This window comes from Pseudomonas sp. S2_A05, assembly GCF_054668485.1.
On record NZ_CP162775.1, the window covers coordinates 4614539 to 4627846 of the forward strand.

Sequence of the window (13308 nt, forward strand, 5' to 3'; positions counted from 1 at the left end):
CATCTGATTAAACAACAAGACGAACTGTTCATTGCGATCTGTAGGAGATCGCCCTATATATCGCAGGGGTTTCCCTGATGCCGTTTATAAATCAGCGCATTTTCCCGGCTCCCGCCAAACCATTGTCCCAGAGCCTCGGCCGCAGCCGGGCGAGTTTACCTGACGCCCGCACCCTCGAGCGGCGTGCAGCATGCCAAATTCAAAAAAAAATAGAAGTAGGACACTTCCTAAAATGACCGGGTTCCATCGAGAAGTTTGCAGCGACAACGATCAATGCAAAAAGTGCCACTATAATGATGGCATTTCATTGTTCTGAAACTTTACTCCCCCGGCAAATACTGGCACTTCGATAGTTATCCGAGCCGCGTCCTACAGACACTTCTCGCATTCCAACCAAGACTTCCACACCGGAATACTCTGACAAATTTCAGGGATACTTCTTACATCAATTAGTTTGCCGCGCCGCTAGCTTGCCCTGGCAACTTTTCATGCGCGGCGATCAGGGAGGACGGTATCGCGCTTTGACTCACTTTGCTTAAGGACAAGCCCATGTTCGGCAAAGGCCACTGCGCGCCATTCTCACTGCATATCCCGGCCATTCGTCACGACTTCAAGGTGCTCGCGTTCACTGGCACCGAAGCGATCAGTCAGCTGTACGCATTTCGCATCGAGCTGGTGAGCGAGTACGCGGACTTCGATCTGGAAAGCCTGCTCAGCCAGCCTGCTTTTCTGCAATTCGGGTTAGCGGGCGAAGGCATTCACGGGCGGATCGAAAATGTCATGCTCGGCGAATCGGGAAAGCGCCTGACCCGCTATGAGCTGTCAGTGGTACCGGCGCTGCATTATCTGCAAATGAGCCACGACCAGCGGATTTTCCAGCAGCTGACAGTGCCGCAGATCATCGCGCAAGTGCTCAAAGGGCATGGCATCCAGGCCGATGACTTCACGTTCAATGTCGCCGCCGGTGAGCCTCGTGAGTACTGCACGCAATACGGCGAAAGCGACTTCCTGTTCATCCAGCGCCTGTGCGCCGAAGAGGGTATTGCCTGGCACCACCAGCATTCGCTCGACAGGCATTTGCTGGTGTTCAGCGACAGCCCGGTGTTCGCGCGCAAATTGGGCACCACACCCTTCAGGGTCGATAGCGGCATGGTCGCCGAACACCCGGTGGTCAACCACCTGAGCATGGGCTTCAACACACGTACCAGCACGGTCACCCGCCGCGACTATGACCTCAAGCGCCCAAGCCTGCTGCTGGAAAGCCGCTTCACCGCAGAATTCACGCCGGCTCTGGAGGACTATCGCTATCCACTGCTGATCAAGTCCGAGAAGCACGGCAAACAGCTGGCGCGTCAGGCATTGGAGCGCCATCGCAGCGACTATCAATGGATTGAAGGCAAAAGCAATCAGCCGATTTTGCGCAGCGGTCACCTGTTCGAGCTGAGCGAACATCCCAGGGCCGACTGCAACGAGTTGTGGCTGCTGGTCAGTCTCAGTCACGAAGGCAAGCAACCGGCGGTGCTCGAAGAGGCTTTCAGCAGCGAGGCGAAACCTGCCGATGGTTTTTCCCAGGGTTACCGCAATACCTTCAGGGCCATTCCCGCAGAGGTGGTTTACCGTCCGCCTTTGCCCGCGCCAAGGCCCTTGCTGGTCTGCCAGACCGCGCGCGTTACCGGGCCTCCCGGAGAAGAGATCTTCTGTGATGAATACGGCAGGGTTCGTGTCGAGTTTCCTTGGGATCGCGCTGAACGCAACAGCGAAAAAAGCAGTTGCTGGTTACGCGTAGCGTCCAGTTGGGCAGGTGACGGATTCGGTGCGGTGACCATTCCCCGGGTCGACATGGAAGTGGTCGTGACCTTCCAGGAAGGCGACCCGGACCAACCGCTGATTACCGGCTGCGTCGCCAACAAGGTCAATGCCGTCGCTCATCCCTTGCCGGCGAGTAAAACTCGCACGGTATTACGCAGCCAGAGCTCACCGCGCAATGGCGGCTACAACGAGCTGTCGGTCGAGGATCGCGCCGGGCAGGAGAAAATCTGCCTGCGCGCGCAGCGCGACCTTGAGCAACTGATCCTCAACGACAGCCGCAGCCTGATCACTCGTGACCGCCATGAGCATGTCGGCAATGACAGCACCAGTCTCATCGAGGGCAGGGATTCGCGCACTCATCAAGGGCTGCGCAGCACCGTGATCAACGCCGATGACTTGTTGCAGGTCAGCGGCACCAGCAGCCAGACCCTGGGCGCTCTGGTGATCCAGGCCGGCCAGCAGGCGCATGTCACGGCAAGCAACGTGGTGATCGATGCCGGCATGAGCCTGACGCTGTCAGCGGGCGGTCATCACGTCGTGATCAATGCCGGCGGGATTTTCAGCAGCGTGCCCATCGTTCAGGGCGGCGCGCCACTGCCGGGTCTCGCACCGCTACAACCGCTACAGGCAGAGGCTGGCCTGATTCTTCCGAGCAGCGCCACACCGCTGTCGATCGTCAACAGCGCCCGCCAGCAGGCAGCGGATTTTTGCCCGCTGTGCGAAGCCTGCGCAGCGGGTCTGTGCGAGCTGGGAGAAGTCGCATGAGCCCGGTCGAACAATGGTTGCACGCTCAGTCCTGCGCCGGCTGCGATCTGTATCTGATGCTCGACACCGACGGCCACAGCGCAGAGCACGCTGCGTTGACCCGCGACCTCGGCACCGAGCGGTTTCGTCCGCTCTACACCGGCACGCCGGCCGAGTCGCTGGTGCCGACCGGCCCGCTGCTGTTGCAGATCGATACGGCGCAGCATCCCGCGATCCAGACCTTGCTCGCCACGCCCGAGCGCAATTGGGGCTGGCTGGCCAGTGCCCGTCACGTCGAACTTGATCTGCTGGCGGCGCATTGGCGCGATCGCCTGATAACCGGCGAACGTCCGAATCAGGCGGTGTACCGCGTGCATGACAACCGGGTTCTGGGACGTGCGCTGGCGCACCTGCAACCCGAGCACCGCGCGGCGTTTCTCGGGCCATTCAACAGCGTTTGCTATTGGCACGCAGAACGATGGAACGCCATCGACAACCCGGACCCCGGCCACCACCCGCTGCCGATGGATCCGCCGTGGCTGCACACGCCGACCCCGGAGCTGATCTACGCCAACGTGCTGTTCGACAACACCCGCCGTTACCTGGTCGGCGAACATACCGAAGCCATGGCCACGCTGGCCGAACAGCTCGACGTCGATGAATGGTTGTGGGGCCTGATTCAACTGACGCACTTGTGGGGCTGGCAACAACCGGAGCAAGTGCATTTCTTGCTGACGCGCAGTTTGCAGTTACCGGGATATCGGCCAGGCAAATCATGGCTGCCCAAACCCGGTGAAGATCCGGCGATGCATTTTGAGCGGGTATATCAGGAAGCGTTGTATTGGCAGGGAGAAGTAGGTCGATGAGGAACTTGAAACGAGGGTTGCTGCTGAGTGGTTGCCTGGAATTGCTGGTGGGTTGTACGACGGTGAAGACCCCGAACACCTTTATGTTTGTTCCGGATTTTCCACCTGGATTCAAGTACGACCTGACGGCCACCTATGTTCCGGCCAAGGGCCAAACATGCACCGTGCCTGGCGGGAGAAACACTCAGCTGGGATACAACAAAACCAATATGAAGTACCAAGGGACTTCCGAGATCCCGCTGTACAGAACCGTAAGCGAATGTCCGCTGGCGCTGAATTACATCGAGATCAAGGTCATCGGTATTTATGGTTCAGGGCGAAGCAACTTCAGCTATGACTACGCCTCGATTGCTGTACGTCCGGAGTTGCTGGAACGACAGATGGGTAGTTTCAGAGATGACGAGACAGCTGAGTTCTTTGGTGAGTGCATGTGGTCTTTTCGCACGGTGGGCCCGAAGCGTTATCTGATCAAACTGCTGACCTGCAAAAAAATGGATGCACAGGGCAATGTCGGGCGGAGCCGTCCTTTCACGGCGTACACGCTGACTCAGCTTTCTGGAAAAACGGTGACTCTGAAAATCCAATTATCTGAGCGGGAAAAGCCCGCTTTTGGTGACACGTGGGTAAAAGTGCCCGGCGGATGGAAGCGCTGCATGGGGAAAGCCTTTGAGGATCAGGATGCGTTCTGTTTCGGCAATTACAAAGACTTCAGCACATTCAGGATGGTAGACGAGCGCATCTGCACTATTTACCCCGATTGCACTGAAAACAAGGATCAGACCCCATGAGCATTGAGCCGACAGATTCCGGCATTGCGGCCTTTATGCAAGGCAACATCCACGCCTGCCCAAGACGCGGACAAGCCACAAGTTTTCAATTGGTGGACGAGTTCGGTGATGGCAAACCCTACGCCGGTTTGACCTACGAAGCCGTCGATTACGAAGATATTGTTTATACCGGCAAACTGGATTCCTCGGGCTCCGGAAAAGTTCTTGATCATTACTGCGGTCCCGTAACCCTGAAGCTCAGTCAGTTTTATCAGGGTAAAGAGGAAGTATATGCGCGACTGAAGGAACGACCGCACTACCCTCTCCCCATCACCGAACTCCAAGTCCGCGCCGAAAAAACCCGCTTCTTCCACAAAACAGGCACTCGCACCCAGGCCAACCCCGCCAAGGACCTGTCCGAAACCGATGCGTACTGCCAGGTCGAAGTCAGTGAACTGGTAAAACACATCGCCCACTTGCCGCCGCTGGCTGCTCGTCGCGACGCTCCGAAGAGGGCGGCGCACAAGCTCATGCGCCCCGCTGCGAAGTCCAGAGACTTCACGGTCGTCGATAAAACTTCTGCGGATGGCGGACTGCACACCATCTTGAGTGCGGCGGAGATGGCCACCGTCGAGTTGGGGTTTTCCCCGCCGCCGCCCAAGGGCGTCGCACTGCTGCCGAACAAACACCATGTGCTGGAAGTACGGCCGATGAGAGCGCTACGGCCAATGCTGTCGACAGGCGACGCGTTCTGCGCGCTCAACCTTTATCAGCTGTCGGTGATGGCGACGCTGAGCTACACCGATTTCGGACAGGAACCCAACACTCAACCGGTGCAGACCGACACGGTAAGCTTTCCGCTACAGCCCAGCAGCGGCAACTGGTTCGGCCACGCGCTGCCGCAGTTCGATGAGTTGTGGAAGGTCGATGACTCACAATCGCAGAAATACTATCCACTGTATGAAGACGTGCCGTATTCGAAACGCCTGGAAGTGGTGCCGTTTGACCCGAATCTTTACCCCGAAGTGAATGACCCCGCGTTAGGGAATCAACAAGAACACCCCGCCAGACTGCATTTTTTCGATGATCGCAAACAGGTCGAAAGCACGGACACTCAGGCTTTCATCTGCCACCACGACGAACTGATCCTGATCAGCGTACGCGGTACCAGTGAGATCTGGCCCGACGGCCGGCGTGACGGCGATGCCTATCAGGTTCCCTTTGCCGAAGGCGAAGGCAAAGTGCACCGCGGTTTCTACGGTGGCGCTTTGGCGGCTTATCCATTTATCGTGACTTATCTGGAAAAATTCTACAGCGGGCAAAAGCTGCTGATCACGGGTCACAGTCTGGGCGGTGCAGTTGCACTGATCCTGTCCGAGATGCTGAGACGCAACCTGGAGTTCTCCCCGCAAATCGTGCTCTACACCTACGGCGCCCCCCGCGCCGGCGACACCACCTTCATCGAAAGCGCCAAAGCATTGGCCCACCACCGCATCGTCAATCAGAACGACCCGGTTCCGAGCGTCCCCGCCACATGGATGAATACTTTCGCCAAGCCGAAGGAAATGTATGCGGCCAACGTGGGACTAGTGGCCCTGCATCCAGTTGGAGGTTTCGCATTTCTGATCCTGGGAATGATCAACTTACTGGGAGATGACTATGGGCATCACGGTGATTTGCGTCATTTCATGCCGGTGACATTTGGCGAAGGTCACAAGTCGTCGATTCTGTGGAAACCGGGTTGCAGCACGATCATCGATCACGGCTGCGCCAAGGCCCTGCGCGCTACCAACGGCTTGCCCGAGCGCGAATCGTTTTTGCGGCAGTTGTTCTCCGCAGGTCACCACTCAATGGTCGGCAGCTACATCCCCGGCTGCTGGGCCAGCTTGCGCCGTTGGCAGGAAGCACTGCAGCTCAAGCGTTCGCTGGTGACCAATCGCGAATACGAATGGATCAGCAGCGCCCTGGAGAATATTCAGCAACAGCTGCGGGCCGTTAAGCGCGATCTGCAAAACAACCACCGTTCTTACGTGCGAGAGCAGGAGCGCGCGCACAAGACGCTGATGCTCAATCAGGAAATAGACAAGATCAGCATGACCATGGCCCGCCTGACAGCGCTGCGCAGTCAACGGGTCACCGAGGTCGACGTTTACGGCAGCTATGCCGACCAGCCCGAATGGGTCGAGGAAGGTCTGCTGCGCTGGAACGCCCATCCTGAAAACCTGGTTCAGGAGCAACTGGCGATGATCCCGCCAGCCGCTGAAGACCACGACGCCGCTATCGCCGCGATGACCGGTGGGCATGCAGTTGGCGCGCCGTTTCATCTGGATATTGATTCGATTGTGTAGCGCTCTGACGTAATCCTTTCTCGACTCAAAAAGACATGCAGTGCGCTTGGCGGCGCAATTAAGGACAAGGAGTTCAATTAGACATGGGCACTAGCTTTTTCAAAAAACGGATCACGATTCCAGCCTTAATTTTGCTTTTTATCAGCACCTCTGTTTCGGCTGAAATGTGCATTGCAAAAATTTGCCTGTTTAAAGGCCCTTTATCATCAACGGGGGCTATGTTGCTCTTCACAACAACCGTGCCGTTTTATACGACGTCGGAAGAAATCAAAAGCCTTTCGAAGCACTATGTGCAAGCTGTAAAGGACGACGCCACTACATATATCGCTACGGACGGAGAATTCGACGGGGCCATGCTTGAATCCGCATGGCGTGCATATCTCCATCAAAATACCGAGCAAAAATTAAGCAAGAGAGATTTTGCCCATATGGTTTTGGCTACCTATGGATAATCATTAAGTATCCGGACGGATGGTAGATGTACAAAAAATGGGCACCCGACCGCAATCGGTGTGCCCATTTCTCATTTGCGGTTCTCCCCGTCATTCAGGGAAGCACGCCGCCATCAAGGATTGACGCTGTCTTTCAACGATTTGCCTGGCTTGAATGCCACGGTGTTGCTGGCCTTGATCTTGACCGGTTCGCCGGTCTGCGGGTTTTTGCCGGTGCGGGCGCCGCGGTGGCGTTGCAGGAAGGTGCCGAAGCCGACCAGCGTCACGCTGTCCTTGCGGTGCAGGGCGCCGGTGATTTCTTCGAGGACGGCGTTGAGGACGCGATTGGCCTGTTCTTTGGTCAGGTCTGCCTTTTCGGCGATTGCAGCGGCGAGTTCTGGTTTACGCATTAGTGAAGCCCCTTTGACGGTTTTTTGTTGTTATGTCCGTGCTGTTCTCGTTGGAACAGCGCCCAAGGCGCCGCAGGCTCTACTCTGCGGCAGACGGGAGTGAGAATGGCACGCCGCCAACGGCGGCGCCAGTCTCCCCAAGACCTTTGTCGGGGCAAAAGAGCGGTGTTTGCGACAGAACGACCGGCATTTACGCCAGCAGCGGCGGCAGCTGTTTGTTCAGGGCCAGTTTTTCCATGACTGCCCCGCCGGTCAGGGCGTAACCGAGCAACTGACCGTCGGCACTGTGGCATAGCGCTTTGATGTCGGCGCCCTGCCCTTCGACGCTCCAAATGCCTTCGCTGCCCCGTGGCGGCGGCGAAACCACCAGCGGGCACACCGGGGTTTTCACGGTGATCGGCATCGGCCCGTAGCTGACCGCAGTCGGGTTTCCAGCGAGGGTTTGCGCCAAAGCGCGCGCGCAGCTCATCAGCGGCATCACGTAAAGCAGATTGAGCCCGTCGACTTCGGCGCAGTCACCCAAGGCGTAGATGTTGGCGTGGGAGGTCTTCAGGTAACGATCGACCATCACGCCGCGATTGACCTGCACGCCGGCAGCCGCTGCCAGATCGATGCGCGGGCGCAGACCGATCGCCGAGACCACCACATCGCACGGGATGATCTGACCGTCGGACAGGTGCGCTTCCAGGCCATCGGCGACTTTCTCCAGCCGGGTCAGCACCGGGCCGAGGTGAAACTTCGCCCCGATACTTTCCAGCCCGGCCTGCACGGCCGCCGCCGCGGCAGGATGCAAGAGCATTGGCATGACCTGTTCGCACGGCGCGACCAGTTGCACTTCGTAGCCGCCGAGGATCAGGTCATTGGCGAATTCACAGCCGATCAGCCCGGCGCCGAGTACCAAGACCCGACGCTTGCCCGCCGCTGCGGCACGGAAGCGCGCGTAGTCTTCCAGATCGTTGATCGGGAACACCAGTTCCCCGCCGTCGCCTTCGATCGGCACACGCACGGTTTCCGCGCCCCAGGCCAGAATCAAGTCGCGATAGGGCACGGCTTCTTCGCCGATCCACAAGCGTTTGTGGCCGGCGTCGATACCGCTGATGCGCGTGTGGGTGCGCACTTCGGCCTTCAACTGCTCGGCCATGGCGCCGGGCTCGGCCATGCTCAGGCCGTCGGCGTCCTTGTTCTTGCCGAAGCCGGTGGAGAGCATCGGCTTGGAGTAAGAGCGGCCGTCATCGGCGGTGATCAGCAGCAGCGGGGTTTCGCTGTCGAGCTTGCGAAACTCGCGGGCCAGGTTGTAGCCCGCAAGCCCGGTGCCGATGATGACGACTGGTGCGCTCATGCCTTACTCCTCTATTTGCTTAGTTGATTTCAATCATTTCGAAGTCCATTTTGCCGACGCCGCAGTCGGGACACAGCCAGTCTGCCGGTACGTCTTCCCAGCGGGTGCCCGCCGCGATGCCGTCATCCGGCCAGCCCTCGGCTTCGTTATAGATCAGGCCACAGACGATACATTGCCACTTCTTCATTCAGGTACTTCCTCAGGGTTCAGGCGTAGTGCCGGCGCGGACGGTCGATGGGTGTTGCGCTGCCATCCTGCTCAGGGCGTTTTGTACTGAGGGTGCCGCGCAGATGCAAGCCTGTTCGGCGCAACGGCGGCCGGCGCCGCTCAATCCTGTCGCCTGCCATGGTAAGCTCGCCGCCTCATTTGCGGCCAATAATGACTCATTGTGCAACATTCAAATGCCTGCCCCGCCCCGCTCTGGCTGACCCAAGACCGCCTGACGCCCCGCCCCGATCCGTTGACCCTGGACTGGTTGTTCGACGAAGGTTCGCTGACCCGCCGTTTGACCCGTTTGTCCGAGGATGGCTTCAGCGTGTCGCCGCTGTTCGAAGGCTGGGACACCCTGCGCGCTGATGAATGCGCGGCGCTGGATCTGGCCGAGGGCAGCGAAGGCTGGGTGCGTGAGGTGTATTTGCGTGGTCATGGCGAAGCCTGGGTGTTTGCCCGCAGCGTCGCCTCGCGGGCGGCTCTGCAAGGCGATGGTTTGCACATGGATGAACTGGGCAGCCGCTCGCTGGGTGAACTGCTGTTTTGTGATCAGGCGTTCCAGCGCCGCGCGATCGAAGTCTGCCGCTACCCCGAACAATGGTTGCCGCCAGCGGTGCAAGCCCCTGACCTGTGGGGCCGGCGTTCGCGTTTCGACCGTGGTGCGCTGAGCGTGCTGGTCGCGGAAATCTTCCTGCCGAGCCTGTGGGACGCCGCCCGCGCCCATCCGGAGAATTGCTGATGTATCAGAGCCTGCTCAAGTCCCTCAACCGTCTGAACCCGCGCGCCTGGGATTTCGTTCAGTTGACGCGCATGGACAAGCCGATCGGCATTTACCTGCTGCTGTGGCCGACGCTGTGGGCGTTGTGGATTGCCGGCAAGGGTTCGCCGTCGCTGGCCAACATCGTCATCTTCGTCCTCGGCGTGGTGCTGACCCGTGCCGGTGGTTGCGTGATCAACGACTGGGCCGACCGCAAGGTCGACGGCCACGTCAAACGCACCGCGCAACGGCCGCTCGCCGCTGGCCGGATCAGCTCGAAGGAAGCGCTGGTGTTCTTTGCCGTGCTGATGGGCATCAGTTTTCTGCTGGTGCTGTGCACCAATGCGCCGACGATCTGGCTGTCGCTCGGCGGTCTGGCGCTGGCGTTCACTTACCCGTTCATGAAGCGCTACACCTACTACCCGCAAGTGGTGCTGGGCGCGGCGTTCTCCTGGGGCATGCCGATGGCCTTTACCGCCGAGACCGGCGAGTTGCCAGCGGCGGCGTGGCTGCTGTGGATTGCCAACCTGCTGTGGACGGTGGGCTACGACACTTATTACGCGATGACCGATCGTGATGACGATCTGAAGATCGGCGTGAAATCCACGGCGATTCTGTTTGGCGAGGCAGATCGGGCGATCATCCTCAGCTTGCAGGCATTGTCGCTGGCCTGCCTGATCCTGGCCGGATCGAAGTTCGAACTGGGGATCTGGTTCCACCTCGGCTTGCTGGTAGCTGCGGGATGTTATGCGTGGGAGTTCTGGTACACGCGCAGCAAGGACCGTATGCGTTGCTTCCAGGCCTTCTTGCACAACCACTGGGCAGGGTTGGCGATATTTGTCGGGATCGTGCTGGATTACGCACTGCGCTGACTGAAAAGATCGCAGCCTGCGGCAGCTCCTACAGGTCCTACTCATTCCAGTGTAGGAGCTGCCGAAGGCTGCGATCTTTTGCGTTATTTGGCCTTGGCGACTTTCCAGGCGCCGTCCATTTTGCCGTCGCCGGTCATGTCGCCGGCCTTCTTGTCCATCACGAAGGTGTACAACGGCATGCCCTGGTAGGCCCACTGCATCGTGCCGTCGTCACGCTTGATCACCGTCCAGTCGCCCATGGATTTGTCACCCGCCTGCGCCATCAACGGCGGCCAGTTTGCCGCGCACTTGTCGTTACACGCGGACTTGCCAGCGGAGTCCTTGGCGAAGGTGTACAGGGTCATGCCCTTGTGGTCGGTGTACATGCCGTCCTTCTCCATCGCCGGATCGGCCGCCATGGCCAGCCCCGGTATTGTCAGGGCGGCGGCCAGCAGCAGGGCTTTGAACGAAACAGTCATTTGAGTCATGGAAACCTTCTTTTGTGGTTGTCAGGATTCGGACTTAGAGCTTAGTCGAGGATGGGTGCAAATGTTGCCGGCCTGAAATACTGTCACACGACTGCAATAATTCCGTTATCTAATGCGGCGCAAGACAGTTAAATGACAAGAGGATTAAGGCATGGTTGGCAGGAGCATTCTGATCGTCGACGACGAAGCGCCCATTCGCGAGATGATCGCCGTGGCGTTGGAAATGGCCGGCTATGACTGCCTCGAGGCAGAGAACTCGCAGCAGGCTCACGCCATTATTGTCGACCGCAAACCGGACCTGATCCTGCTCGATTGGATGCTGCCCGGCACCTCGGGCATCGAACTGGCCCGGCGCCTCAAGCGTGACGAGCTGACCGGGGACATCCCGATCATCATGCTCACCGCCAAGGGCGAAGAGGACAACAAGATCCAGGGCCTGGAAGTCGGCGCCGACGATTACATCACCAAACCGTTTTCCCCGCGTGAACTGGTCGCCCGCCTCAAGGCTGTGCTGCGCCGCGCCGGACCGACCGATGGCGAAGCGCCGATCGAAGTCGGCGGCCTGCTGCTCGACCCGATCAGCCACCGCGTGACCATCGACGGCAAACCCGCCGAGATGGGCCCGACCGAATACCGCCTGCTGCAATTTTTCATGACCCATCAGGAACGCGCCTACACCCGTGGCCAGTTGCTTGACCAGGTCTGGGGTGGCAACGTCTACGTCGAAGAGCGCACCGTCGACGTGCACATCCGGCGCCTGCGCAAGGCCCTCGGCGACGCTTACGAAAATCTGGTACAAACCGTGCGCGGCACCGGCTACCGGTTCTCCACAAAAGCATGAAAGCAGCTGCAAGCTTTCAGCTACAAGCGGCAAGAAACAGCGAGCCGCTCTGACTTGCAGCTTGTAGCTTGAAACTTGACGCTGCGGCTAAGGACGCCTCTGTGAATCAAAACTGGCATGGCACCCTGATTCGCCACATGCTGTTGCTGGTCACCGCCTGCCTGGTGATCGGCCTGATCACCGGCTATTACGGCTGGAGCCTCGCGGCGGGTCTGGGGCTTTATCTGGCCTGGACGCTCAAGCAATTGCTGCGTCTGCACGAATGGCTGCGCCAGCACCAACCCGACGAAGCGCCGCCCGATGGCTATGGTCTGTGGGGCGAGGTGTTCGACAGCATCTATCACCTGCAACGCCGCGACCAACGGGTGCGCGGGCGTCTGCAAGCGGTGATCGACCGGGTGCAGGAATCCACCGCCGCGCTGAAAGACGCGGTCATCATGCTCGACAGCGACGGCAACCTCGAATGGTGGAACCGCGCCGCCGAAACCCTGCTCGGCCTGAAGACTCCGCAGGACAGCGGCCAACCGGTGACGAACCTGGTGCGCCATCCGCGCTTCAAGGAATACTTCGAGCAGGACAGCTTCGCCGAGCCATTGGAAATCCCTTCGCCGACCAACGATCGCGTGCGCATTCAGCTGTACCTGACGCGCTACGGCAACAATGAACACCTGATGCTGGTCCGCGACGTGACGCGCATCCATCAGCTGGAACAGATGCGCAAGGACTTTATCGCCAACGTCTCCCACGAGCTGCGCACACCGCTGACGGTGATCTGCGGCTATCTGGAAACCCTGCTGGACAATGTCGAGGAAGTGAACCCGCGCTGGAGCCGAGCTCTGCAACAGATGCAGCAACAGGGCGGACGCATGCAGACGCTGCTCAACGATCTGTTGCTGCTGGCCAAGCTGGAAGCCACCGACTATCCGTCGGACAACCAGCCAGTGCAGATCGACACGCTGCTGCAATCGATCACCAGCGATGCGCAGCAGTTGTCCGGGGCGAAGAACCAGCGCATCAGCCTCGAGGCCAATGCCGGAGTGCTGCTCAAGGGCAGCGAAGCGGAGTTGCGCAGCGCGTTCTCCAATCTGGTGTTCAACGCGGTCAAGTACACTCCGGCCGAAGGCAACATCCGCATTCGCTGGTGGGGCGACGATCAGGGCGCGCACCTGAGCGTGCAGGATTCCGGCATCGGTATCGACAGCAAACACCTGCCGCGCCTGACCGAACGTTTCTACCGCGTCGATTCCAGCCGCAACTCCAACACCGGGGGGACCGGCCTCGGCCTGGCCATCGTCAAGCACGTGCTGCTGCGCCACCGCGCGCGAATGGAGATCAGCAGCGTGCCCGGCCACGGCAGCACGTTTACCTGCCATTTCGCCCCGGCCCAGGTGGCCAGCGCACGGGCGATCAGCGCCACCGAGTGACGCCGCCCGGCACACGCCACTAG

13 protein-coding genes are annotated in these 13308 nt (G+C 59.5%); 9 read left to right on the forward strand and 4 right to left on the reverse strand.

Annotated features, from left to right (window positions below; translation table 11 throughout):
• The first annotated feature begins 549 nt into the window (after nt 1-549).
• The 5 genes from tssI to AB4O12_RS21105 all read left to right on the forward strand — a co-directional run bounded on the left by tssI (nt 550) and on the right by AB4O12_RS21105 (nt 6986).
• Complete coding sequence (tssI, locus tag AB4O12_RS21085) at nt 550-2574, forward strand: type VI secretion system tip protein TssI/VgrG (RefSeq protein ID WP_460059674.1); 2025 nt, start codon at nt 550-552, stop codon at nt 2572-2574.
• Nucleotides 2571-3419 (forward strand): DUF4123 domain-containing protein, encoded by an 849-nt coding sequence (locus tag AB4O12_RS21090; protein WP_460059675.1) that lies wholly within the window; start codon nt 2571-2573, stop codon nt 3417-3419. Before tssI ends, AB4O12_RS21090 begins: the two co-directional genes overlap by 4 nt.
• Nucleotides 3416-4207 carry a hypothetical protein gene (locus tag AB4O12_RS21095; RefSeq protein ID WP_460059676.1) on the forward strand — a complete coding sequence of 264 codons (792 nt, stop codon included), beginning with the start codon at nt 3416-3418 and terminating at the stop codon, nt 4205-4207. The genes AB4O12_RS21090 and AB4O12_RS21095 overlap by 4 nt, the downstream gene beginning before the upstream one ends.
• Nucleotides 4204-6534 (forward strand): lipase family protein, encoded by a 2331-nt coding sequence (locus AB4O12_RS21100; RefSeq protein WP_460059677.1) that lies wholly within the window; start codon nt 4204-4206, stop codon nt 6532-6534. Before AB4O12_RS21095 ends, AB4O12_RS21100 begins: the two co-directional genes overlap by 4 nt.
• An 83-nt stretch (nt 6535-6617) precedes the next feature.
• A complete protein-coding gene (locus AB4O12_RS21105) occupies nt 6618-6986 on the forward strand; it encodes a DUF2388 domain-containing protein (protein WP_052392119.1) in 369 nt (122 codons plus the stop codon).
• 113 nt (nt 6987-7099) lie between these two features.
• On the opposite strand, the gene AB4O12_RS21110 is transcribed toward AB4O12_RS21105, so the two are convergent.
• From AB4O12_RS21110 to AB4O12_RS21120, 3 genes are all read right to left on the reverse strand, one after another.
• Complete coding sequence (locus tag AB4O12_RS21110) at nt 7100-7375, reverse strand: HU family DNA-binding protein (RefSeq protein WP_003213368.1); 276 nt, start codon at nt 7373-7375, stop codon at nt 7100-7102.
• A 190-nt stretch (nt 7376-7565) separates the two neighbouring features.
• A complete protein-coding gene (locus tag AB4O12_RS21115; RefSeq protein WP_460059678.1) occupies nt 7566-8714 on the reverse strand; it encodes an NAD(P)/FAD-dependent oxidoreductase in 1149 nt (382 codons plus the stop codon).
• 19 nt (nt 8715-8733) lie between these two features.
• Nucleotides 8734-8901 carry a rubredoxin gene (locus tag AB4O12_RS21120; RefSeq protein WP_041476603.1) on the reverse strand — a complete coding sequence of 56 codons (168 nt, stop codon included), beginning with the start codon at nt 8899-8901 and terminating at the stop codon, nt 8734-8736.
• Between the two features lie 201 nt (nt 8902-9102).
• Between AB4O12_RS21120 and AB4O12_RS21125 the strand changes: the two genes are divergently transcribed.
• Both AB4O12_RS21125 and ubiA read left to right on the forward strand, forming a co-directional pair.
• Nucleotides 9103-9663, forward strand: coding sequence for a chorismate--pyruvate lyase family protein (locus tag AB4O12_RS21125; RefSeq protein ID WP_252879118.1), 561 nt, complete (start codon nt 9103-9105; stop codon nt 9661-9663).
• Complete coding sequence (ubiA, locus tag AB4O12_RS21130; RefSeq protein WP_460059679.1) at nt 9663-10553, forward strand: 4-hydroxybenzoate octaprenyltransferase; 891 nt, start codon at nt 9663-9665, stop codon at nt 10551-10553. Before AB4O12_RS21125 ends, ubiA begins: the two co-directional genes overlap by 1 nt.
• A gap of 83 nt (nt 10554-10636) precedes the next feature.
• On the opposite strand, the gene AB4O12_RS21135 is transcribed toward ubiA, so the two are convergent.
• Complete coding sequence (locus AB4O12_RS21135; protein WP_460059680.1) at nt 10637-11020, reverse strand: COG4315 family predicted lipoprotein; 384 nt, start codon at nt 11018-11020, stop codon at nt 10637-10639.
• Nucleotides 11021-11171: 151 nt separating this feature from the next.
• On the opposite strand from AB4O12_RS21135, the gene phoB reads away from it, so the two are divergent.
• Complete coding sequence (phoB, locus tag AB4O12_RS21140) at nt 11172-11861, forward strand: phosphate regulon transcriptional regulator PhoB (protein WP_007896474.1); 690 nt, start codon at nt 11172-11174, stop codon at nt 11859-11861.
• Between the two features lie 137 nt (nt 11862-11998).
• Complete coding sequence (phoR, locus tag AB4O12_RS21145) at nt 11999-13285, forward strand: phosphate regulon sensor histidine kinase PhoR (RefSeq protein WP_221264854.1); 1287 nt, start codon at nt 11999-12001, stop codon at nt 13283-13285.
• Nucleotides 13286-13308 lie beyond the last annotated feature (23 nt).